Below are 23,066 nucleotides of genomic sequence, written 5' to 3' on the forward strand. Positions count from 1 at the left end.
TTACAAGTGCTTACATCGGCATTTGCCGCCGCTTTGCCGAGTTAACATCGGACGGGGCCGCTGTTACAATGAGGATGAGTTTGCTAGCGGATGCTGACGGGGGATGGACATGATAACGAGGCTTATTACGGGTGGCAGGCAGTGGTATGTGGCAAGGAAGCGATTTTTACCTGAGGATAAGCGGCTATCGAAGGATGCGATGGTTTCCCTGTTTATTCATTTCTGTTTCCAGTTCGGAGCCTCCATGTCGGGGATTTTCCTGACCCTGTACTTGTGGAGGCTAACCGAAAGCTTATGGATTAACGGCATGTACTACATCGTCAACTATGCCGCGGCGCCGCTGGCGTTCGCCCTGGGCGGGCTGATCATCAAGCGGAAGGACCGGATGGTGACATACCGGCTCGGCATCGGCCTGATTGCTTTATTTTATCTTGTCGTCGTATTCGCGCAGGAGGCGGTCGTCGATTATTATGTGCTGTTCGCGATTTTCGGCGGCGTAGCGGGCTCCTTCTACTGGGCGGGTTATTTGACGCTGATGTACGACGTTTCCACGGAGCGCAACCGGATTCGCTATTTGGCGATCAATATGATGGTGTTTACGTTGGCCGGGCTGATCGGGCCGGCGCTGGCCGGCTTTATTATCCGCGAGAACGAAGGGCTGCAAGGCTATACGATCGTTTTCTCGATCGCCTTCTTCATGTTTCTGATCGCGACGCTGGGCAGCTTCAAGATTAAAACCAAAGCATCTCATCATAAAGCATATTATTTAAAATTCGTCGGGCTGCTGATGAACAAAAACAAGCGCTGGTTCAAATCGCTGCTCGGCTTTTTGACGATGGGGTTGTTCCAAGGGATTATGTTGTTTTTGCCGAATATATTGCTGTTTCAAATTGTCGGCCGCGAAGATTTGGTCGGATATTTGGGCGTGCTGTACGCGACGCTCAGCATTTTGACGGGCATCGTGCTGACCAAGTACGGCAGGGAAGAGCGGGCGCGCAAATTTCTCGTCATTTCGACGATAGGGTATGTGGCGGGCACGCTGTTCATTCTGTGGAAGCTGACGCTGGTCACGGTCGTCGCCTTTATGGTGCTGTACTCGATTTGCTCGCCTTTGCAGGGCAATACGATTACCTCGTTCTATTTCCGCCTGATCGGGGCTTTGCCGTTAAAAGGACAACTGCGGGTGGAATCGGTCGTCATGCGGGAGACGTTTCTTAACTGCGGGCGGGTCATTTCCATTCTGGCGCTGATTCTCATTACCGAATACAGCGGGAACGAGCTGCTTCCATGGGTGCTGTTCGCGGCGTCGATAACGCAAATCGGGATTGTCTGGCTGCTCGAACGGGTGCCGGAGGAATCGGAGGAAAAGGAAGCGGCTTGAGCGCGCAGCGGCGGCAGCAACAAGGAATCATTTGCAGCAAAGAGCCCGGGCGGATCAACACGCCAGGGCTCTTTTTAATAATATATTCAATCCAGCAAGGTGACGATGCCTTTGGTGCCGTCCACTCGAATGCGCTGCCCGTCCTGCAACAGATTCGTCGCATTGTCGATGGCGACGACGGCAGGGATGCCGTATTCCCGGGCTACGATGGCGGCATGGGAGCCGGCGCTTCCGATTTCCGTGACGGCCGCCCCGGCGATTTTGAAGAGCGGCGTCCACATCGGGGCGGTATAAGGAGAGACCAGCACATCTCCTTTTTTCAGCTTCTTAAATTGTGCGGGATTTCTCACGATACATACCGGCCCTTCATATATGCCGCGGCTAGCTGCGCTTCCGCGGATGACGCCCGCGTTGGCGGCATCGTCATCCTGACGCTTCTTCTCGGAAAACACAGGGAAGGAGCCTGTGGAGATCAGCCAATGTACGCCTTGTTCATGCGCTGCGTATACCCTTGCGAACGCGCTCTTCCTTCTGCCGATACGCTCGCGTACTTCCATCTTGCCCTGCGCCGCATCCCGGAGCTCCTCCAGCAAGAGGAAGAAAATATCGTTAGCTTTATCGATAACCTTGCGCTCCGCAAGCATTTCTCCGAGCTTCAGCGCGATCCTGTGCAAGTAGCCTGCAAGCTTCTCCAAATAAAATACGCTTTCCTCCCGGATGACGGTGGCCTCTCTCACGGAGTCAAGCAGTTTCAGAAACTTCGCGTAGGCCGCAGGCTTCAGGCCGTCGCGGACAAGCTGTTTGGCCGCGTTAAACTCCGCCTCCTGCCGGCGGAAGCTCTCTTCGGGGTCCGGCGCCGAGGAATCCGCGAGCAGCGCCTCAATCACCTCGTCCATTTTCTCCGGTTCTTCACGCCATGTGGCCGGGGACAGCATGCGTCCCATGCCCAGCGACGGCCGGTCCCCGTATTCCCGAAGAAATTGCTTCAGCTCCTTATGATACGCCGGACTGTCCTTGCCGTGCAGCCGCGCGGCTTGAGCCATCTTCAGCAGCGCCTGATTTTGCAGTGCGGTTCGGAACGGCAATGCCCGCAAGAGGCTGGCGGTAATATCATCCGCGTTGGCTTGACCGGCCGCTTGTTTAACCATGCTCGCAAGTTTCTTCTCGGAGCAGCTGCTCGGCATGGCAATGACGGCAAAACGTTTATACACAAAATGCTGATAGTCTTTTAGGGCTTGCTCGAAAAGATCAACCATTTGCCGGGCATCGCCGGCATGGTTTAATACGCCGTCGGTTTTTTCGATCCATGCTTGAACTTCGCTCGCGAAATCATGCCATGTATATTTGTTTTTGAAAAATGAGTTTTTCACCCATGCCGCCGGTAATTTCCACAGCATCGCCGGAGATACGGACAAGCCGGCGAAATGTAAGGCAACCACTCCATTCTCGCGTTCAACAGGCCGGTCATCCCCCTTCGGCGAAAAGCCGGATTCCATAAAGTTTTGATGAACCCCTTTATAAAAATAGCAGAAGCTGGCGAAATCCAGGGGCGCATGCGGATAAGGGCTATGCTCGATCACGCTTTGCAAACCGAAGGGCTCCTTGGCGCCCTTGTAAATAATCTCGTCCTCGGGCCCCAAAACCTCCAGATCTTCTGCGGTCGGGGTCATTGCCGTAATCGGTCTTGCCTGCAGCAGATAGATATTGCCTTGAGACAAAGCCCACTCGGTATCCATCGCGCAGCCGTAATGCTGTTCCACAAGCTTAGCTAACCCGCTTAGCCGAGTAAGCTCCGTAGGGCCGAGACAGTAGCTTTGACGCTCCGCAAGCGGAACTTCTTCCGTGACCGTTCCATCGCTTTTCAGCTGGATGCGCAGCTTCTTGGAGCCGAGCGTCCGCTCTTGCACCCGGCCGTCCTTCGTAACGATAAACGTATCCGGTGTGATCAAGCCGCTGACCACAGCTTCCCCAAGTCCGTAGCCGGCGCTGATCAAAATTTCATCCCGCTTGCCGCTGACGGGGTTGGCTGTAAACATCACGCCCGCGGCTTGGGACGGAATCATAGCTTGAATGACGACGGCAAGAGCGACCTCAAGATGGTCAAAATTCATATTCATCCGATACGTTATCGCCTGCGGCGTCCAGAGACTGGCCCAGCATTTTTTTACATGGGCGGATACGGCTTCCTTGCCGTACACGCCTAAATAGGTTTCATGCTGCCCCGCAAAGGAAGCCGTGGGCAAGTCTTCCGCCGTAGCGCTGGAGCGAACGGCCACGGATAACCCTTCGTTCCCGCCCGCGGCATGGGCCAACTCCCCGTACATTTGCTCCAACTCCGCTTGGACGTCGCGCGGCATAGCCGCTTCTTCAATCCATCCCGATATTTCCCGGCTCGCCGCCGCGATGGCATCGATATCCGGCTGCCGCAGCTGCGCAAGCGCCTCCTGAATCCGGCGGGTCAGCCCGGACGCTTCGAGATGCGCCCGGTAAGCGCGCGTCGTAACGACAAATCCCGGAGGCACCGGAAGACCGGCGCGGATAAGCGTTCCCAGACTCGCGCCTTTGCCGCCTGCTTCCGGCAGGGCGTCTTCGGACAATTCGTTTAACATCTTCATATACGCTGTCATGGTTATAATCTCCTTATGTTTTAGGTTGACCTCTACCTATTTCATTAAAAAAACGTATTAGTGAAGCGAACGCTACGTCCTCTAGAAGGGGGTGAAAAAGTCCGCTGCGGCGTCCATTTGATCCTCCAATCGCTGTTGAAAACGGAGTTTTTTCGTTTTTCTGCGGAGAGAATCCGATTTTAAAGGCGAACGCTTACGCTTTTCCAGATTCAAATGGCCCCTCCGCTCTTTTTTCACCAGGCTTCTAGAAGTTCCCGCTTCGTTCATCTATATTTTTCCATGCTTTGACGAGCAGGTCCAAAAACAGCTTTTTCTCTTCTTCAGTCATTCCTTTCAGCAGCTGCTGTTCGGTCTCTTCAAATACTTGCTCCATTTCCGATAGCAGCTTCTTGCCCTCCGGAGTGATCTCGATATGAAAAGCGCGGGCGTCGCCGGCTTTCGTGCTGCGGATAATATATCCTTTGCGCTCCAGGCCGTTGAGCAGATTGGTGATGGTAGGTCCTTTCAACTGCATGACCTCACCCATATTTTTTCGGCTGATCTCCTTGCCCATTCGTATGCCGCGGTCAATGATCTCAAGCAGCAGTCCCTGCGGCGAAGTGAGCTGGTATTCCGCCAGTTTTGCGTCGTTGGTATAGCGCATTTTATTCGCGATCGTTTTGATAAATAAGTCATAGGGGTATTCCCAATCATGTTGATGCGTCAAAGCGGATCATCCTCATTTTCTATTAAAGGTAGACGTCTACTTAAATTTATAAATCAATTCAACCGCGCTGTCAACCGCGTTTCCAGCAACTGCTTGAGAACGATTTTCCGTTTTATCTTATCTCAGGCCAAGATCGGCCGGTGCATGACGCCGCCGCAGCTTGGAAACCCTAACGGGGATAACAGGCAGGGAAGGGCGGTAATCGGGATGACAGCGCAGACGAAGTGGGATTGCATTATTATCGGCGGCGGCATAGCGGGGCTGCAGGGAGCGATTCAGCTTGGCAGATACAGGCACAGCACGCTGGTCATCGATAAAGGCACGGGAAGGTCGACCTTATGCCGGAACTATCATAATGTGCTCGGCTGGCCGGACGGCATATCCGGACCGGAGCTGCGCAGGCTGGGCAGGCTTCAGGCCGAGGCGCTCGGCGTCCGGTTCGAGCGCGATGAGGCGATCCGGCTCGCATCGAAGGAAGACGGCGGCTTCGTGGTAGAGACGAAGGGGAGCGAACGGTCGTACCATGCCGAGACGCTGCTCCTCGCGACGGGGCTTACCGACCGATTCCCGAACCTTCCGGGTCTTGAACGCTGTCTCGGGCTGTCGGTATATGTATGCCCCGATTGTGACGGCTATGAAGTCAGCGGAAGACAAACGATCGTTATGGGCGCAGGCAGCGTAGGGGCTGCGATGGCGGTAACGCTGTCATACTGGACGGACCGGATCGTGTATGTCCGGCATGAGCCTGAGCGGGCGCAAGTGAGCGAGGAGCTGCAGGAGCAGCTGAAGGACAAAGGGATACGAATGATTTCCGTACCGCTTGCGGAAGTCATCTCGACCGAAGCGGGCGAGTTCCGGGGAGTGAGGCTAGCGGACGGGCAGATCGTAGAAGGAGAGCGCGGGTTTATCGCTTTCGGAGGCAATGAAGTGCATTCGTCTCTGGCGGCGCAGCTTGGAATCGAACGGCTGGAAAACCGTCATATCGTCACAGACCCCCGGTCCAAAATGACCAATGTGCCGGGGGTTTGGGCTGCGGGAGATGTCGGCGTGCATTCGGAGCAGGTGACGATTTCGATGGGGGAAGGCTCGCAGGCGGCGATTTGGATTCACAAGGAGCTGTTGAAGCGGGCATCCGCCGCAAGACAAGCTTGCCTAACCTAAGGACTAAGGAAGCAGCACCAGGTACAACGCAATGGGATTCCACTGTTTGCGCGCAGGGTGCAGCGGCGGGAGCGCCTGCACGATCATTTTTCTAATCTGGATATCCATCGGTCTATCGACTCCTCTCCATTGACGAAAATTCGTTTCAGCTTCAATTGGTCTTGCTCCGGCGTCGTCACTCCTTGCTCGATCGTGAACGCATAGCGGAAATGATGCTCCTTCAGCAGCTTCAGCGTCGTTTGGTTCCATTCTCCGTAAGGATAGCAGAATACGTCCGCGGTCGTGCCGAGCCGCTCTTCGATCTGCCGCTTGGCTTCGGCGATCTCATTCAACTGATCGTTCGCCTTGAGCAGCGGCAGGTGAGGATGGGTCATCCCGTGCGGCTGAATATCCCATCCGGCTTCATGCATTTCCTTGACTTGATCCCAGTCCAGAAAATAACCGTCATCCGTCATGCCGGGCGACATAAACAATGTGGCGTGAAAATCGAGCTCTTGCAGGAGCGGCAGCGCATGTTCGTAATTGTCGGCGTACCCGTCGTCGAACGTCAGCAGCACCGCCTTGTCCGGAGCTTCTTCACGTCCCTCCATAATGTCTGCGAACTGCCGCAGCGTAAGCGTAGTATATTCGTTGTTCTTCAAATAGTTCATCTGCGCGGCAAATTTCTCCGGCGTGATGGTGGCGCGATTGCCAGGATCGACGGTAATGCTGTGATAGTTGAGCACGGGAATGAGCGGCGGCGCGGCAGGCTTCTGCTCCCCGGCTTTGACGGCGGGGATGCGGTCTTGCAGAAACGCGGCTTCGGACGCCTCGGCGCGGGCGGACGGGAGCGGGCACAGCCCGGACAAGCAGAAGAGAAGGAGCAGCACGGTCAGCAGGCAGCGCGTTCGGAAGGAGGATGGCCCCCCGCGGGCGGTTTCGGCCGGCGGGGCTAAGGATAATACCGGCTTGTTCATAGACGTTAGACTCCTTTGCATAGAAATCTAGTACTCTATTTATATCCGGCGCTAGAGGCGAATATGACACTTCATGGGAATTCGCTCGCAGGAAGCTTAAGCGTTTGCCGAGCCCTCCGCGGCCGCCGGGGAAGCCGGCTTCGCGCCTATAGAGGCGGGGAGCCCCTCAACGACTCGGGCATATGTCAAGAGCGCTTCCTCGCCGAGCGGCGTCAGCCGGTATACGCCGCGGGCGACCCGCTCGAACCAGCGGTAGTAATTTTTTTGCAGAAGATCGGCGGCATTCTTGATGCCGGTCTGGTCGCGCAGCAGCCGCGGGCTCATCGGGCCGTTGCGGTGCAGCAGCAGGGCCATATGGAGCGCCTTCTCGCGGTAAGAGGTGACCAGCTTGCGCTGCGTGCTCCCCCCGACGTTATAATCCGCGCTGCGTTCCTTGAACTCGCGGACGATCCGTTCCGCCGCCCGTTTGTTAGGGCGGGGCAGCGTCAAAGGCCCTTCGGAAGCGGGCAGCAGCGCCGCCGCGGACGCCGTGCCGGCTGCAGCTTTCTCGACTGCCGCGTAGACCAGTTCAGCGGCCGAGGCCGCCGTCTCCACCGCTTCCAACAGCAGCGGGCTTGAGGGCGCCGCCGCGTCGGGCAGGCCGTCCTTGAACGCAGCCGGGTGGCATTCCACCTGAACCTGCGGTTTTTTGCGCTTGTAAAATTGTACGGTGATCATCCCGATGCCAAGCATCCGGCACAGTCTGCGCAGCTCGGTCCAGCTCGCTCCGTGCGGGGCCCGGCCTTTGCTCGGCAGCTCGAAGGCGACATAGACGCTGCGGGTTAAGCGCAGCCTGTCGATACCCTGCAGCAGCAAAGGGATGGAGAAGCTTTTCTTCAATTCCACGATGACCGGAGGCTCGTCTTCGCGAATCGCGACGAGGTCGCAATGATGCACTTCGCCGCGCACATGATAGCCCTGCTGCTCGAAATAGCTTTTGACCGGCGCGTACAGCTCCGTTTCGGTTTTGATCGGCACAGTCTCGGTCTCCTTTATTTAATCGCATCGATATAATAACAATATATATGTATTCTGCGTCTGCGGCGAACGATGCCGGACGGATGAAACGGCCCCCTTTAGACAGGGAAGCGGCCGCGAGATTTCCAAGCGATCCGCTAGGGATTGGGTGTTCTTTCTGTATCCGCCAACGCAAAGTAATGTAATTATAGCACAGATTTGGTAGTATAGACTTAAAAGACAAGTAGGGCAAGGGGGAAACCGGATGTTAGAGCAAGCGGGAGAGATTCAGCCGTGGCTGGGCGCCAGCTTTGTATGCGGCTGCGGACAGGAGCACACGGTGCCGATCCGCAGCGTTGTCATCGAGCGCGGGGCGCTGGCCGCGCTGCCGCCATATGCCGCGGAGCGCGGATATAGCGAGCTCCTGATCGTCGCCGACCGCCGCACGATGGAGGCGGCCGGAGAGGAGCTGCTGCAGCGCTGCAAGGCGGCTTCGCTGCAGGCGCAAGCATGCGTGCTCGCGGAGGACGAGCGCGGGGAACTGGCCGCCGACGAGCGCGCCATCGTGCAGCTGATGCTGCATATGACGCCCGGCGTGCAGGCGATCGCGGCCGTAGGCTCGGGCACGATCCACGACATCGTGCGGTTCGTCGCCCACCGGACGGGGCGCGTGTTCCTGTCCGTGCCGACGGCTCCGTCGGTGGACGGCTTCGCGTCGGTAGGGGCGCCGCTCATTATCGGCGGCTTTAAGCAGACGATTCCGGCCAGCGCGCCGGAAGCTATCTTCGCCGATCTGCAGCTGCTCGCACGGGCGCCGCAGGCGATGATCGCCGCCGGCTTCGGCGATATGCTGGGCAAGTATACCGCGCTGGCCGATTGGCAGCTCGGCCGGGAGCTGTTCGGCGAGCCGTACTGTGAGCTCGCCGCGGAGATGACCCGGCAGGGGCTGGCGCTGTGCATGGACCATGCCGAAGAGATTGCCGCGGGGACGGAGCTCGGCGTGCGCAAGCTGATGGAGGGCCTGACGCTGTCGGGCATCTCCATGCTGCTTGTCGGCCACTCGCGCCCGGCCTCGGGTGGAGAGCATCATCTCTCCCATTTCTGGGAGATGCGGTTTATTCAGCAGCGGCGCCGGGCTCTGCTTCACGGCGCCAAGGTCGGCGTCGCGGCCGTGCAGATGGCCGCGCTGTACGAAGCGGCCGCCGGCCTCACGCGGGAGGCGGCCGCCGAAGCCGTCGCCGCGCGGCTGGCGAGCGGCGATGCGCCGAGCGTGGAGCGGATGCGCGCGCAAATCGAGGCCGGCTACGGCACCATCGCGCAGCAGGTGCTGGCCGAGAACGGCCTCGGGGCGGCGGCGGACTCCGCCCCGGCGGCATCCGTGCCGGCAGCCTCGCCGCAGCTGCCGCAGCGCATTGCGGCGCGTTGGGACGCGATCCGCGAGATCTGCCGCTCCGTGCCGTCGCCGCAGGAGCTGGCGGATGCGCTGCGCCGCGCCGGGGGCCCGGCCGCTGCGGAGGAGCTCGGCATCGAGCCCGAGCTCCTCGCGGAAAGCCTGCGGGTTGCGAAATATGTGCGCAACCGGTATACGATCATGCGGCTCTGCGAGTGGCTGTAACGAGCCGCCTGAGCGCAGCGCCGGTTCATGCGCTTTGCGCGTCTTGGCGTATATAGGATCGGTCGATAGCCCTCGCCTGAATGATAGGCGGGGGCTATTAATCGCTCGCAGCATCTCGTCCGGATAACGGGCACGGACGGTTTTTTACGGCAGTGTCTCGTCGTCCGCACGGCTTCTTTCGTTCGCGGCGGAACCGGGGAAATTCCGTCCGTTTACCGGCCAAGAGGCGTTTTAAAAGCGATCCGCGACGGCTTGTCCTTGAAAACGGCTGCGCCGATGTTTTCTCAATTTGTCTTAAAATTTCGGTCAACTTATCCCTCCGGCCTGCATAATTATTTAATACACTTCGTTCTTAGATGTTGTGACCGTAAATGCACCGTACGGAGGAGGTTAACTCATGGACATATTCAAAAGGATCACAGATTACCGCGCAGAAACCGACAGACTTGCTTGGACCGGAACCTTTGCCGATTATATTGCCTTGGTTCGCAAAAACCCGCATTTGGCGATGACGGCGCATGCCCGTGTGTACGAGATGATTGCAGCGCAAGGTATAGCAAACGACAACGGTAAACGCAAATACCACTTTTTCGAACAGGAAATATTCGGACTCGATACGGCCATAGAGAAACTGGTCGAGGAATATTTTCACTCTGCAGCCCGGCGACTGGATGTCCGCAAACGTATACTCCTCTTGATGGGGCCCGTCAGCGGCGGTAAGTCGACGATCGTCACGTTGCTGAAAAAAGGCCTTGAACAGTTTTCGCGTACGGATCAGGGCGCGGTTTACGCCATCAAAGGATGCCCGATGCATGAAGAACCGCTGCATTTGATTCCTCATGAGCTGCGGGCCGAGGTCGAAGAAGAGTTCGGCATTAAAATCGAGGGCAATTTGTGCCCGTCGTGTCAAATGCGCCTCAAAACCGAATATAACGGCCGCATCGAGGATGTGCTCGTAGAGCGGGTGCTGATCTCCGAGGATAACCGGACGGGGATAGGGACCTTCAGTCCTTCCGATCCGAAATCCCAGGACATCGCCGACTTGACGGGAAGCATCGACTTCTCCACGATAACGGAATACGGCTCCGAGTCCGATCCCCGCGCTTACCGGTTTGACGGGGAGCTGAACAAGGCCAATCGCGGGTTGATGGAGTTTCAGGAGATGCTGAAGTGCGACGAGAAATTTTTGTGGAATTTGCTGTCGTTAACCCAGGAGGGGAACTTCAAGGCAGGCCGCTTTGCGCTCATCTCCGCCGACGAGCTGATTATCGCCCACACGAACGAATCCGAGTACAAGTCGTTTATATCCAACAAGAAGAACGAGGCGCTGCAATCGCGGATGATCGTCATGCCGATTCCATACAACTTGAAGGTGTCGGAGGAAGAGAAAATTTACTCCAAGCTGATCAAGCAAAGCGATATGTCGCATGTGCATATTGCGCCGCATTCCTTGCGGGCGGCAGCCATCTTCTCTATACTGACCCGGCTTAAGGAGTCGAAAAAGCAGGGGATGGATCTGGTCAAAAAAATGCGCATGTACGACGGCGAGGAAGTGGAAGGCTTCAAGGAAGCCGATCTGAAGGAAATGCAAAGCGAATATTTGGATGAAGGGATGTCGGGCATCGATCCCCGCTACGTCATCAACCGGATTTCCAGTGCGCTGATCCGCCAAGGCCTCGAATTTATCAATGCGCTGGATGTGCTGCGCGCGTTGAAGGACGGCTTGGACCAGCATCCTTCGATTACGAAGGAGGAGCGGGAGCGGTATTTGAACTTTATTTCCGTGGCGCGCAAGGAATACGACGAGCTGGCGAAAAAAGAAGTGCAAAAAGCGTTCGTATACTCGTTCGAGGAATCCGCCAAAACGCTGTTCAACAATTATCTCGACAATATCGAAGCTTACTGCAATTGGACCAAGATCAAGGACCCGCTGACCGGCGAGGAGATGGACCCGGACGAGAGGCTGATGCGATCCATCGAGGAGCAGATCGGCATATCGGAAAACGCCAAAAAAGCGTTCCGCGAAGAAATTCTCATTCGCATGTCGTCCTACTCGCGCAAAGGGCATAGGTTCAATTACAGCAGCCACGAGCGGCTGCGCGAAGCGATCGAGAAAAAGCTGTTCGCCGATCTGAAGGATATCGTGAAGATTACGACATCGACGAAAACGCCGGATGAAACGCAGCTGAAGCGGATTAACGAAGTCATCAAACGGCTTGTTGACGAGCATGGATATACGACGGCTTCGGCCAACGAGTTGCTGAGATATGTCGGCAGTCTGTTGAACCGGTAATCCCCGAGTCGTTCCGCCTGAACATGTATCGCCGCGCATAAATGAATAGGAGTGAACTTAAAGGGGCCATCCGTTCAGATGGCTCTTATTGTTCGCCGCAAGCAGCGGCCTGCCGCCATGAGCCGGCTGTATCCAGAACCGGACGGCGGCAGGCGGACTTCGTCCGCCAATAGGCGTTCACCCTCCCGGGCCAATGTACATATGCTGTAAGCAGGGAATGACAAATGCCTATTTTTGAAAGAATGGAGCGAAGCGAAATGACAACAGGTGCAATCGAATCGGGAGAAATCAGACCGGTCCACGATACCGCGAGGGGCTTTCACGGAGGAGGTTTTCATGGCGGCGGCGGCTTCCATGGAGGAGGCTTCCATGGCGGGGGCTTTCACGGAGGCGGCTTTCCTGGAGGAGGTTTCCACGGAGGCGGCTTTCACGGGGGGTATCCCGGAGGTTTCTATGGCGGCTTTTATAACCCGCTGATTTTTCCTTTTATTTTTGACGGCGGGTATTATCCTTACTATAATTATCCGTATTATCCTTACTATCCTTACTATCCGGTCGTTATTTAACGCCGTCGGGCGACGGTCCCGCCGCATAAAGAAAGCCCCGGTATCCGCTGATCAACCAATCAGCGGAGCCGGAGGCTTTTTTTTGTATTTTCATTAATCGATTAGTTTTTCCCTTATGACGGGCATGAAAATTTCCACGGTCGTGCCCTGATTGACCTCGCTGCGGATTTCCATGCGGCCCCCGTGATTTTCGATAATTTTGAACGTGACCATCAAGCCGAGGCCGGTTCCTTTTTCCTTGGTCGTGTAGAACGGTTCGCCGAGCCGGGGAATCCGTTCCTCCGGGATGCCGCAGCCCTGATCGATAAACCGGATGAGCAGCGTATTTTCGTCCCACATCCCGAGCTCCATACGAATTTCTCCGCCGTCGGGCATCGAATCGATCGCATTGTTCAAGATGTTGATGAACACCTGCTTGATCTGATTTTCATCGCAGTTAATGGGGGGCAGCGGCTCATCCGCACTCATCTCCAGCACGACGTTATGTATCATCGCCTGGGAGCCCAACAGCGCGACCGTATTCTGCAAGATTTGGACCACCTGCTTCTGCTGATAGCGGACCGACTGCGGCTTGGCGATGACGAGAAATTCGCTGACGATAAAGTTGATGCGTTCCAGCTCGTCCAGCATAATATCGAAATACGATTCATAACCGGAGATTTTCATCTGCATAAGCTGGACGAATCCTTTGAGGGAGGTTAACGGGTTACGGATTTCATGGGCGACCCCTGCGGCCAGCTGGCCGACGATCGACAGCTTCTCGGAGCGCAGCAGCATCTCCTCGGCCCGTTTGCGTTCGCTAATATCTTTGCCGATCATATAGACCCCGTTCATCTGACCGTTGACGACAATCGGAACATTCAGCACGCTAAGCTCTACCGGATGCCCTTTTTTATGTAGAAACGTAATTTCGTAAAGATGATTTTGTCCGCTGAGCGTTCCGTTGAATTGCTCCTGCCACCGTTCCATATGCTCCGGCACGATCAAGTGATGAATCGACTTGTTCAGCAGCTCATCCTCCGTATAGCCGGTCATCCGGAATAAGGCCGGATTGGCGCTTGTGCAGTATCCGTAACGGTCGAAGGAGCAGATGGGATCGGGATTATGCTGGAACAGCGATTTGTAGCGCTGCTCGCTTTGCTCAAGCTTCTTCTCCGCCTTCTTCCTCTCGTAGATCGCTTGAATCATGGCGTAGGATCGCGCGAAGCGGCTGTCTTCCTCCTGCTCCACGATCGAGGCGAAAATATCGTCCTGGAAATCGTCGGGATCGCTGCTTCGGTCAAGCTTTTTAACTTCACCGAGCATATTTTTGACGTTGGCGATGTGATCTTTATGGATCCAAGCGGCCGATGCCGTTTTGGAGCGGGTTTCATTCTCTGGACTCAAATAAACGATGCCTTTTTTCACATCGTAATCGGTCACGTGATTCATATTCACGACATTCATCTGGTCGATCAGCCGGAAGCCTTCTTCATACATCCATTCCTCGAACGCTTCTAATGAAGCGGCCCAATAATATTTGTCGTTCACGGTGTGAATGACGTATTCCTTATCTTTTACCGATTCGATCTTTACGACGTCGTCGGAGTGGATGATCATGATATCGGAGCCTTTTTTTCCGTCTCGAGTGACGGGAATTTTCTGCATGTCCTTCGTTCACCTGCCTGCCTACATCATTCAATTATACCAGAAAAATTTCAGCGTCAAAACAACAGGCGGATATAAGTGCGAGTAGTGTAATGAACTGTGTTGGAACGGCCAGAATAATGCCCGCTGCACGAAAAAAACCAACTGACGCTGATGCTCTTGCGAGATAACATACGAAGCCACTTCAGGGTGGCCAAGGAAACGGAAGCCGCCGATATGCCGGGACAACCGGAAAGCAAGAACCCGCTTGGCAGCAGCACGGTCAGTGCATGAATAGGCGGTGTGAATAAGCGGCTTAATATTGACCCAAATGCTGGTGATTTGCGGAGTAGAGGCGAAATCGGAGCGTAAGCCGTCTGCCAAAAAATAAACACAATGCCTCCATTATATCCTTAGTCGATTTCAGAAGTAAATGCAATAATTAGAAAAATATCGATTTTTCCTTCGGCTGCTTGCACAACGGACGCCCGGCTTGCAGTCCGGCACAAAAAACCGCCCTAAGCAAGGGCGGAGGAAGGCGAAGCATCAAGGTTCGTCTACATATTCGTCCTGGTCGCTGCCCCATATGAAGTCTTTGGTATAGTCGATGCCTGGGGCGGTTTCCGCGGCGTTCGGCTTCGCCGTTACGGCGCTGGAGACCAGAGCGGATTGCTGCGTCTCTGCCGCCGCTTCTTCCGGTTTATGCTGCCCGTTCATTGGTTACCCTCCCTTCTGCTCTGTTTGTCGGCTAACGCCCGTCGTAGTATTCTCTCTTGCCGGGAGTTTCATGAAACTTTTTGGATGACGGGAAGAGCAGGGCGGGCATGCGGAAGAAGAGAAGGTAGAGCAGGACGAACATGGTGAGGGCGATGGCTTCCTCCGCGATCAAGTAATAAGGGTGAGGCCCCAGCATATCCAGCATGGAGGGGGTGTCCGGCTTATGCATCAGGAACATATAATTGGAGCCGAGCATCCTGTTGACGCCTCCTACGCCGAGCATCAGCAGGTTAAGGAACAGCATGGCTGCGCCGACGGATTTCCAGGACGGCTTGCAGTTTTCGATCCACGTCATATAGAGAGACGCCATAATAATGGCTCCGTGTGCAATGAAAAAATGGAAAAAACGAAAATGCGGAAACGGATACCCGAGACTCGGCGTCGCGATAGCCTGCAGGGCGCCGCAAATTCCGGCGAAAAACAAAATCGAATACAGTCTTCGGCTGCGGGTCCACAGCATGAAGACGGACAAGACGAGGGTAATGCTGCAAAGCTCCAAAGGAAGGGTGCTCTTCACATTCCACAAGCCTTCCGCCCCGTACCATATATTCAGAGCGATTTCGGGAAGCAGCAGAGCGGCGATGATGCCGCAGCGGACGAGGTCCTTGTACGGCCTGCTGCGCCCGAGCGGCTCCCTCCAAACATACAGGGCCGCGGCTGCGATGGCGATCAAGGCGGCAGCGGCGAGGTGGGAAGGGGAGAACATAGCGAAATTCGCCGGATGCTGCGCATTCCAAAACGTATTCATCGGCATTCTCCTTTTGGCAGAGCAGCGGTTTAGCTCATTGTAACCGGCTTCTGCCGATTGCGGCAGTACTAACTTGGAGTAGTACCCCGACGGCCGCCGTCTTATAGGAAATACCTATTAAAATAATATGTATTATATATTTCCTTTACTAAGCTTGCAAAGCCATAATAGAAGGATAAGAAAACTAAGGAGATGGTAGCTATGGTACAATCGGATGGCCAACAATGGAATGCGCAGCTGTATGACAGCAAGATCGGGTTTGTTTCGCGTCTCGGCAAAGGCGTCGTCGATCTGCTGGCGCCCCGCCAGGGAGAGAGGATTCTCGACCTCGGCTGCGGCACCGGAGATTTGGCCCGGGAGATCGCCCAATTCGGGGCTTCCTGCAAAGGAATCGACAGCTCGGCGGAAATGGTGGAGCAGGCGAGGATGAAGTATCCCGAGCTTGCGTTCGAGACGGCCGATGCGCATACGTTTCGGCTTGGGGAAAGCTTCGATGCGGTATTCTCCAACGCGGCGCTGCATTGGATGAAGCGGCCCGAGGAAGTGATCGAGTCGGTGCGCGCTGCTTTGAAGGACGGCGGGCGATTCGTCGCCGAATTCGGCGGAAGCGGCAACGTCGGGCGGATTTACAAGGCGATCGTTCAGGTGCTGAAATCGCATGGAATCGATGCCGAGGCGCGTAATCCGTGGTATTTTCCGACCGTAGGACAATATAGCGGTTTGCTGGAGAAGCACGGCTTCGAGGTTCGTTATATGGAATTGTTCGACCGGCCGACGGAGCTTGTCGACGGGGACCAAGGGATGCGCTACTGGCTCGATACGTTCGGGGGGATGTTTTTTGCCGGAATGACGGAAGAGGAGAAGCGGGAGGCGTACGACGAATGCTGCGCGCTGCTTCGTCCCGAGCTGTTCAACGGCGCGTTCTGGACGGCCGATTACCGCAGGCTTCGTTTCGCGGCAGTCTGCCGGTAAGCGGCCTTCGACCGCGGGAAAAATTACCGTCTCTTTGAACTCGGTTCGGGCATATTTTTTTATGGAAAACGATATTCGGCGCAGCGGATTTTTGATACAATCATCCTAGAGCAAAATGGAAGCGGAAACGGAAGCCAAACGCAGCCTTTTTTGTTTCGCACAGCATGAAGGGAGCATGATGAACCGGGATGTCCGCCATAATTCGATCCGTATGGCTGCGTTACGCTGTATCGGCACTTGTTATTTTTATGATGCTCGCCTCTTATCATATTCGGGTGGAGGGGGAGGCGACCAATCCTCGTTTTGTTATGATGCGCCTGGAAGATATCGGTCCCGGCGGGCAGTACGGCTCGATCGACAATCTTGGCAAGTTAAGAACCGTTTTGGAATATTTGCGCGACCGGCATATCGCTTATCATCTCGCGGTGATCCCGCGCTGGCTGGACTTTCCGCCTGACGGCAGCCGATACGACGTGTCGCTGGATCAGAAGGATAATCCTTATGCGGCAGCTTACGTGAAGCTGCTGAAGCAGGCGGTTCACGACGGGGCGGTGCTCGGTATGCACGGGTACACGCATCAGGTCGGGATGGTCCGGCGCGACGACGGTCATCATGAATCGGGAATCGGCAACGAATTTGACGAACCGGGAGAGGCTTCGACCACATCGGCGGCGTTCGCCGAGCCGCGGCTTGCGGCAGGGCTCGACATCTTGCGCAATGCGGGCCTCAGGCCGATGTTCTGGGAGTCGCCCCACTACCGTTCGACGCCGGAGCAGGATGAATTGTTCCGCTCGTTCTTCGGATTGAATTATCAGGCGGATGTTCAGGCCAACCGCAACGCTTCGGCGGCCCAATATATGAACACGCGCAACCTGAGATACGGGGAAGCGAGCCTGGGCTCGGTCTACGTTCCGACGCCGTTCGACTATATTCCTTACAATAAAGACGAGAAAATGATTACGGACCGGCTCGGCAAGACGAATAATCTTAACTCGTTCTTTTATCACCCGTTTCTGGAGTTCAAATATTTGCTGCCCGTAACGGATGAGAACGGGGAGCAGGTCATTCGCGACGGCCTGCCGGAATACCGCTATCCGGATCAGGACCGCAGCATTTTGCAAAAGCTGATTGCGTCGATTCGGGCGAAGCATTATTTGTTCTACACGATCGAGGATTACGTTCCGTTTACGCCTTCGCAGAGCATCCGGTGGAACGCGCCGGATAGCGCTCAGCCGGCAATGGGCGGGCAAGGAAGACCGATGTTTGCCGATGTGACGGGCGACGGGCAGGAAGATATGATTGCATGGGACCGCAAGAGCGGGCTCGTCACCGTAGCGGGCGGATCGTTCGCCGGGCTGCGCAACGAGCCGCAGGGAGCGCCGGCCGTCTGGGCGAACGTACCGTATACGAACGGTTCCGCCGCCGCCGTGAGCGGCGGCATCGGCGGGCAGCGGCCGAGCTTGTGGGTCGTGCAGCCGGCAGGCAGGCTGGAGAAGTACGTCTCCGACGGCCGCCGCTTCGTTCTGCAGAGCAGCTGGAAGACGGAGGCGCGCAGCTGGGCAAGTCTTCAGGCGTACCCGCAGGCCGACGGGGATATGGTGCTGGCGGGCTTGTCGTCGGATCGAATGCAGCTGAACGGCATCTGTATTACCAAAGGGGAAGCGAAGTCGCTTAAGCCGTATAAATTCAAGAGCGAATGGAAAACGGACATTCAGTCGCATATGCAGGAGGACGGCAGCCGGTACGTCTTCTTATCCAGGCCGGATACGGTCAGCGGTATCGTGCTGTCGCCGGATAAAGCGGGATGGGAGTGGAAGGCGGAAAGAATTCATTTGAACGTCCCGTACGAGGACGGGGAAATCCGGCTCGGAGATTTTAACGGGGACGGCAAGGAAGACGTGCTTCGCTACAATCCGGAAACGTCCCGCTATACCGTATATTTGCGCAAGGGAGACAATGAATATCAGCTGTTGTCCACGTTCGGACCGTGGGGCAAGCCCGGCTCCCGCCTGATCATTACCGATTTTGACGGCAACGGCAAAGACGATCTCGGCTTGTTCGATCGTCAGGACGGTTATCTGGATACGGCTCTTTCGTTCGAAAGCTTGTCATTGTAACGGGTTCATTTTTTACGGCACTTATTTCATTCATTTTTTCGATTTTCAGGGGATTCGGCGCATGGCGCCGGGTCCTTTCTTTCTTCTATGTACGGAAAGTTTCGAGCGGGTCCCGAAAGATGCCGGTTTTCCATATAAAACGCTTGACCGGCGAACGTCCGCTCGTCTATTCTGAAATGGATAAAAAGGATTGTTAATCTACCTTGGTGGTGTGAGTATTCGTGGCAGAACAAACGATATTAGTCGTTGAGGATGACGAAGAAATTCGGGATATTATCCGCGTTTATTTGGAAGCGCATCAATTTCGCGTGATCGGGGCCGGGCGCGGCGATGAGGCAGTCCGTTTAGTCGAGACGATGCAGCCCGACCTGCTTATACTGGACGTGCTGCTGCCGGGAAAAGACGGGTTTGAAGTATGCAAGGAAGTAAGGGCAATGTCTTCGGCTCCGATCTTGTTTTTGAGCTGCAAGAAGGATGAGCAGGATAAAATTACGGGTCTTGAGCTTGGAGGAGACGACTATATCACGAAACCGTTCAGTCCTAACGAACTTATCGCCCGCGTCAAGGCCAACTTGAGGCGTCCGCATCTTAGCGGGGAGGCTCCTAACCGAATGCGGTTCGGCGCCGTCGAGCTGGACCCGGTCAGCCGCAGCGTGACCGTAAACCGGTCGGAGGTCACTTTGTCGAGAAAGGAATTCGATTTGCTGTATTATTTGGCCCGGCATCCCGGCCGCACGGTGACGCATGAGGAGCTGTTCCGCGAAATATGGGATCAGGAGATGATTAACGATACGCGCACGATTATCGTGCATGTCAGCAATTTGCGCAAAAAAATCGAGACCGATCCCGCCAACCCGAAGCATATTATTAATGTACACGGAGTCGGGTACAAGTTTATTTTGCCGCTTCAGAAGGTTTAAAACGATAAGGGAGGGAATGTAATGAAAGCGCTATTAGTAGGCGTCGGCGGCTTCGGCTCCAGCTGGTACCGGAGAATTCGCAGTCAGCACGGCGATGTGACGCTCGCCGTCGCCGACAGCGACGAGAGCAAGCGAAGCCAGATCGAAGGGGACGGCATCCCTTTCTATACGTCGTTGACGGAGGCGATCGAGCAGGAGCGCCCGGATGTGCTGCTGAACGTAACTCCAAGACAAGCGCACAAGGCGATTAACGATATTGCGTTCGGCTACAAGCTGCCGGTGTTCAGCGAAAAACCGATCGCCGCCAATTACGAGGACGCCAAAGCGATGGTGGAGCGGGCGGCGGCCGAAGGCATTCCCTACATGATTGCCGAAAATTACCGCCGGTTTCCGTTCGTAAGGAAGCTGAAGCGGTTGCTGGACGAAGGAAGCATCGGCGCCGTTCTGACGGTCGACGGAGAGTTTTATCGCGATACGGATAACAGACCGATGCAGGATAAGCTGGATGTGCTCGAAGAGCTGGTTGTGCATCATTTTGATCTGGTGCGCTACTTGACCGGACGGGAAGTAGGCAAAGTGTTCGCCACCTATCGGCATCAGCTCCACATCGTGATGGACATGCAGGCGGCCATTACGGCCACCTTTACCTGCTCGACACGTTCCAAAGGCAAGCAGACGGATTGGGCGGGCAATTGGCGGATCGAGGGCACGGAGGGGTGCCTTGAGCTGATCGATAATGTCGTTTACTTGACCAAGGGCGGGGAGACGACGAGATTCGACGACTTTAGCGATATCGTCTCGCCGGGAGCGTTCGCCGAGTTTTTGCAATCGCTGGAGGAAAACAGGGAAGCGGAGACCAGCGCCCGCGATTATTTGAAAAATCAGGCGTTGGCTCACTATACGCGGGAATCGATCCGGCAAAGTCAAATGGTCGATACGTCGTCGAGCTGGGGCTACGGTCCGATGATCGTCCGCAATTACTTGGAGGCGGAATTCGGCGAGCCCGGCGTCAGCCATCACGGGAAGGGATTGACCTACGGCAAGCGGCTGTTCTCCAACGAGGATTTCGATACGCCGATCCAGTTTATGGGATACAGCGAGCTGCCGCCGGGAACGTCCATCGGCTACCACGGCCATCGCGAGGACGAGGAAGTGTACATCATCCTCGAAGGCACGGGCGTCATGACGGTCAACGGGGAAGAGCGGCAGGTGAAGGCCGGGGATATTGTGCTGAACAAGCCGTGGTGGAAGCACGGGTTGGAAAATAACGGGGATCGTCCGCTTCGCGCCATTATATTTGAAGTGATGAAGAAAAGCTGAGCAGCGGGGCCGGGCCTTGCGATTCCTTAATAAAAACAAGCGGCTGTTCCTCCCGAAGGACAGCCGCTTGTTCGTGTCGGACGCCGCTGCGGCGTCCCGTATTAGAAGATGCTCCAATCGAATTCCGCCGATAGCGTCTGCAGCAAATGCACTCCGGCCGTGCTGTTGCCTTTGGCGTTCAGCGCCGGTCCGACGACGCCGATCCCGTACCGTCCGGGCACCAGCGCCAGAATGCCGCCGGATACGCCGCTCTTCGCCGGCAGGCCGACCCGGATGGCGAAGGCGCCGGACTCGTTGTACATGCCGCAGGTGATCATGAACGATTTGGCGATCCGCACATATCGGCGCGGCACCAGCTCGCGGCCGCTCTCCGGATCGGTGCCGTCGTGAGCGAGCACCAATGCCATTCTCGCCAGCTGCCGGCAGTTCGCTTCGATCGAGCAGTGCTTGAAGTACACCTCAAGCACTTCTTCGACATCCGCGTCCAGCACGCCGTTCGCCTTCAGGAAGTAGGCGAGCGAACGGTTGCGGTGCGCGGTTTGCGTCTCGGAGCGGTACACGTCCTCGTTGCAGGCCAGCGAGTGATCGCCGGCCAGCTCGCGGAAGAAGGCGAGAATCCGCTCCGTCTTCTCAGCCGGGGTCGCGCCGTGAATGAGCGAGGAAATCGCAATCGCCCCGGCGTTGATGAGCGGGTTGAAGGGGATGCCCGGATCGACCAGCTCCAGCTTCAGCATCGAGTTAAAGTTATCTCCGGTCGGCTCCATGCCGACCTTGGCGAACACGCCGTCTTCTCCGTTATCCATGAGCGCGAGCAGCAGCGTAAATACTTTGGAAATGCTCTGCAGCGTAAACGGCAAATCGGCCTCGCCCGCACGGGCAACGCCGGAGGCGCCGTCCATAATCGTAATTCCAAGCGCACCCGCCGGGGCGTGGGCGAGCTCGGGGATATACGCCGCCACGCTTCCTTGAGCCGTATACGCGCGGCTTGCTTCCAGCCAGCGCGGTAAACCTTCAACCAATTGATTCCATTCCGTCGTCATAACGATGGCCTCCCTCTAAGACTCATGCCGTATACTTTAATTAGTATGGCCCCGATTTTCTCTATTTTTCGACAGGGAGACCGCTCTTTCCTTTCAATTTGACGAATTTGTAACAATTCTCTGTAAAGTCATTGGAATAAGTAGGATTTAACGATATAATCTAGAATACAGATATCGTTCTGTGATATACTTTTGCTTAGCCAAAAAATATGATTAAGGAGTACGATGATGGAAAAAACACTTATTTTCGGTCACAAAAACCCGGATACCGACTCGATTAGCTCCGCGCTCGTTTATGCGGATTTGAAAACCAAGCTGGGAGCTAACGTAGAGGCCGTTCGTCTTGGCAGCGTCAGCAGCGAAACGCAATTCGTGCTGGACCATTTCAAAGTCAACGCGCCGCGCCTTGTTGAAACCGTAGCGAACGAAGTGAACCAAGTCATTCTCGTCGACCACAACGAGCGTCAACAAAGCGCCGGCGATATCGATAAAGTACGTGTAGTTGAAGTTATCGACCATCACCGGATCGCCAACTTCGAAACGAGCGGACCGCTTTACTACCGTGCCGAGCCTGTAGGCTGCACGACGACGATTTTGAACAAATTGTACAAAGAAAACGGCGTAGCCGTTGAAAAAGAAATCGCGGGTCTTATGCTTTCCGCCATCATCTCCGATACATTGCTGTTGAAATCTCCGACTTGCACGGAGCAGGACGTAGCCGCCGCGCGCGAGCTTGCCGCAATCGCCGGCGTAGAGCTGGAAACATACGGCCTGTCCATGCTGAAAGCCGGAGCCGACTTAAGCGACAAAACGATTCCGCAATTGATCTCCCTCGACTCCAAAGAGTTCCAAATGGGCGCAAGCAAAGTGGAAATCGCGCAAGTGAACGCGGTGGACGTGAACGACGTATTGTCCCGCCAAGCGGAGCTGGAAGCGGCATTGTCCGGGATCATCGCCGATAAAGGACTTGATTTGTTCCTGTTCGTCGTAACCGACATTTTGAACAACGATTCCATCGGTATCGCCTTGGGCGGCAAAGCGAGCGCAGTGGAGCAAGCCTACAATGTGACGCTGGAGAGCAACAAAGCGGTATTGAAGGGCGTCGTATCCCGCAAATCGCAGATCGTACCGGTATTGACCGACATCTTGAGCAAGTAATCATAGAGGCAGTGAAGCAGGCTGTTCTCCCTTCGGCGGAGGATGGCCCTTTTTTCGTTCATTGGGCTGATATGGAATGAAAAACCG

Annotated in this window: 19 protein-coding genes; 10 read left to right on the forward strand and 9 right to left on the reverse strand. The window is 55.7% G+C overall.

Going from position 1 to position 23,066, the window contains the following annotated elements; genetic code table 11:
• The first annotated feature begins 103 nt into the window (after positions 1 to 103).
• Positions 104 to 1,381, forward strand: coding sequence for an MFS transporter (locus SK3146_RS26700; RefSeq protein ID WP_249861616.1), 1,278 nt, complete (start codon positions 104 to 106; stop codon positions 1,379 to 1,381).
• A gap of 86 nt (positions 1,382 to 1,467) precedes the next feature.
• Here SK3146_RS26700 and SK3146_RS26705 read toward each other — a convergent pair whose 3' ends face one another.
• Both SK3146_RS26705 and SK3146_RS26710 read right to left on the reverse strand, forming a co-directional pair.
• Complete coding sequence (locus SK3146_RS26705; protein ID WP_249861617.1) at positions 1,468 to 4,008, reverse strand: PEP/pyruvate-binding domain-containing protein; 2,541 nt, start codon at positions 4,006 to 4,008, stop codon at positions 1,468 to 1,470.
• A gap of 244 nt (positions 4,009 to 4,252) precedes the next feature.
• Positions 4,253 to 4,714, reverse strand: coding sequence for a MarR family winged helix-turn-helix transcriptional regulator (locus SK3146_RS26710; protein ID WP_249861618.1), 462 nt, complete (start codon positions 4,712 to 4,714; stop codon positions 4,253 to 4,255).
• Positions 4,715 to 4,921: 207 nt separating this feature from the next.
• On the opposite strand from SK3146_RS26710, the gene SK3146_RS26715 reads away from it, so the two are divergent.
• Complete coding sequence (locus SK3146_RS26715) at positions 4,922 to 5,875, forward strand: NAD(P)/FAD-dependent oxidoreductase (protein ID WP_249861619.1); 954 nt, start codon at positions 4,922 to 4,924, stop codon at positions 5,873 to 5,875.
• A gap of 83 nt (positions 5,876 to 5,958) precedes the next feature.
• On the opposite strand, the gene SK3146_RS26720 is transcribed toward SK3146_RS26715, so the two are convergent.
• Positions 5,959 to 6,831 (reverse strand): polysaccharide deacetylase family protein, encoded by an 873-nt coding sequence (locus tag SK3146_RS26720; protein WP_249861620.1) that lies wholly within the window; start codon positions 6,829 to 6,831, stop codon positions 5,959 to 5,961.
• 96 nt (positions 6,832 to 6,927) lie between these two features.
• Positions 6,928 to 7,848, reverse strand: a complete 921-nt coding sequence (locus tag SK3146_RS26725; RefSeq protein ID WP_249861621.1) for a DUF2161 domain-containing phosphodiesterase — start codon at positions 7,846 to 7,848, stop codon at positions 6,928 to 6,930.
• A gap of 244 nt (positions 7,849 to 8,092) precedes the next feature.
• Here SK3146_RS26725 and SK3146_RS26730 point away from each other — a divergent pair, with 244 nt between their 5' ends.
• The 3 genes from SK3146_RS26730 (at position 8,093) to SK3146_RS26740 (ending at position 12,301) form a co-directional block, all read left to right on the forward strand.
• Positions 8,093 to 9,442: a sn-glycerol-1-phosphate dehydrogenase gene (locus SK3146_RS26730; protein ID WP_249861622.1), complete on the forward strand. Its 1,350-nt coding sequence runs from the start codon at positions 8,093 to 8,095 to the stop codon at positions 9,440 to 9,442.
• A 397-nt stretch (positions 9,443 to 9,839) separates the two neighbouring features.
• Positions 9,840 to 11,735, forward strand: a complete 1,896-nt coding sequence (locus SK3146_RS26735; protein WP_249861623.1) for a PrkA family serine protein kinase — start codon at positions 9,840 to 9,842, stop codon at positions 11,733 to 11,735.
• Between the two features lie 257 nt (positions 11,736 to 11,992).
• Positions 11,993 to 12,301: a hypothetical protein gene (locus tag SK3146_RS26740; protein WP_249861624.1), complete on the forward strand. Its 309-nt coding sequence runs from the start codon at positions 11,993 to 11,995 to the stop codon at positions 12,299 to 12,301.
• A 93-nt stretch (positions 12,302 to 12,394) separates the two neighbouring features.
• Here the strand turns inward: SK3146_RS26740 and SK3146_RS26745 are convergent, their stop codons facing one another.
• The 4 genes from SK3146_RS26745 to SK3146_RS26760 all read right to left on the reverse strand — a co-directional run bounded on the left by SK3146_RS26745 (position 12,395) and on the right by SK3146_RS26760 (position 15,452).
• Positions 12,395 to 13,948: a PAS domain-containing sensor histidine kinase gene (locus SK3146_RS26745; RefSeq protein WP_249861625.1), complete on the reverse strand. Its 1,554-nt coding sequence runs from the start codon at positions 13,946 to 13,948 to the stop codon at positions 12,395 to 12,397.
• Between the two features lie 30 nt (positions 13,949 to 13,978).
• Positions 13,979 to 14,311 carry a hypothetical protein gene (locus SK3146_RS26750; RefSeq protein ID WP_249861626.1) on the reverse strand — a complete coding sequence of 111 codons (333 nt, stop codon included), beginning with the start codon at positions 14,309 to 14,311 and terminating at the stop codon, positions 13,979 to 13,981.
• Between the two features lie 162 nt (positions 14,312 to 14,473).
• Positions 14,474 to 14,644 carry a hypothetical protein gene (locus tag SK3146_RS26755; protein ID WP_249861627.1) on the reverse strand — a complete coding sequence of 57 codons (171 nt, stop codon included), beginning with the start codon at positions 14,642 to 14,644 and terminating at the stop codon, positions 14,474 to 14,476.
• Between the two features lie 31 nt (positions 14,645 to 14,675).
• Positions 14,676 to 15,452, reverse strand: a complete 777-nt coding sequence (locus tag SK3146_RS26760) for a YwaF family protein (protein WP_249861628.1) — start codon at positions 15,450 to 15,452, stop codon at positions 14,676 to 14,678.
• Positions 15,453 to 15,653: 201 nt separating this feature from the next.
• Between SK3146_RS26760 and SK3146_RS26765 the strand changes: the two genes are divergently transcribed.
• The 4 genes from SK3146_RS26765 (at position 15,654) to SK3146_RS26780 (ending at position 20,781) form a co-directional block, all read left to right on the forward strand.
• Complete coding sequence (locus tag SK3146_RS26765) at positions 15,654 to 16,424, forward strand: class I SAM-dependent methyltransferase (protein ID WP_249861629.1); 771 nt, start codon at positions 15,654 to 15,656, stop codon at positions 16,422 to 16,424.
• A 188-nt stretch (positions 16,425 to 16,612) separates the two neighbouring features.
• The gene (locus SK3146_RS26770; RefSeq protein WP_249861630.1) at positions 16,613 to 18,541 is read left to right on the forward strand and encodes a DUF2334 domain-containing protein; all 1,929 of its coding nucleotides are present in this window, start codon (positions 16,613 to 16,615) and stop codon (positions 18,539 to 18,541) included.
• Between the two features lie 221 nt (positions 18,542 to 18,762).
• Positions 18,763 to 19,461, forward strand: a complete 699-nt coding sequence (locus SK3146_RS26775; RefSeq protein ID WP_249861631.1) for a response regulator transcription factor — start codon at positions 18,763 to 18,765, stop codon at positions 19,459 to 19,461.
• Positions 19,462 to 19,482: 21 nt separating this feature from the next.
• Positions 19,483 to 20,781: a cupin domain-containing protein gene (locus SK3146_RS26780; protein WP_249861632.1), complete on the forward strand. Its 1,299-nt coding sequence runs from the start codon at positions 19,483 to 19,485 to the stop codon at positions 20,779 to 20,781.
• A 101-nt stretch (positions 20,782 to 20,882) separates the two neighbouring features.
• Here the strand turns inward: SK3146_RS26780 and glsA are convergent, their stop codons facing one another.
• Positions 20,883 to 21,821: a glutaminase A gene (gene glsA / locus SK3146_RS26785; protein ID WP_249861633.1), complete on the reverse strand. Its 939-nt coding sequence runs from the start codon at positions 21,819 to 21,821 to the stop codon at positions 20,883 to 20,885.
• 228 nt (positions 21,822 to 22,049) lie between these two features.
• Here glsA and SK3146_RS26790 point away from each other — a divergent pair, with 228 nt between their 5' ends.
• Positions 22,050 to 22,979: a manganese-dependent inorganic pyrophosphatase gene (locus SK3146_RS26790; RefSeq protein WP_249866455.1), complete on the forward strand. Its 930-nt coding sequence runs from the start codon at positions 22,050 to 22,052 to the stop codon at positions 22,977 to 22,979.
• The last annotated feature ends 87 nt before the right edge of the window (positions 22,980 to 23,066 follow it).

Source organism: Paenibacillus konkukensis, from assembly GCF_023523925.1.
Lineage (GTDB): Bacteria > Bacillota > Bacilli > Paenibacillales > NBRC-103111 > Paenibacillus_S > Paenibacillus_S doosanensis.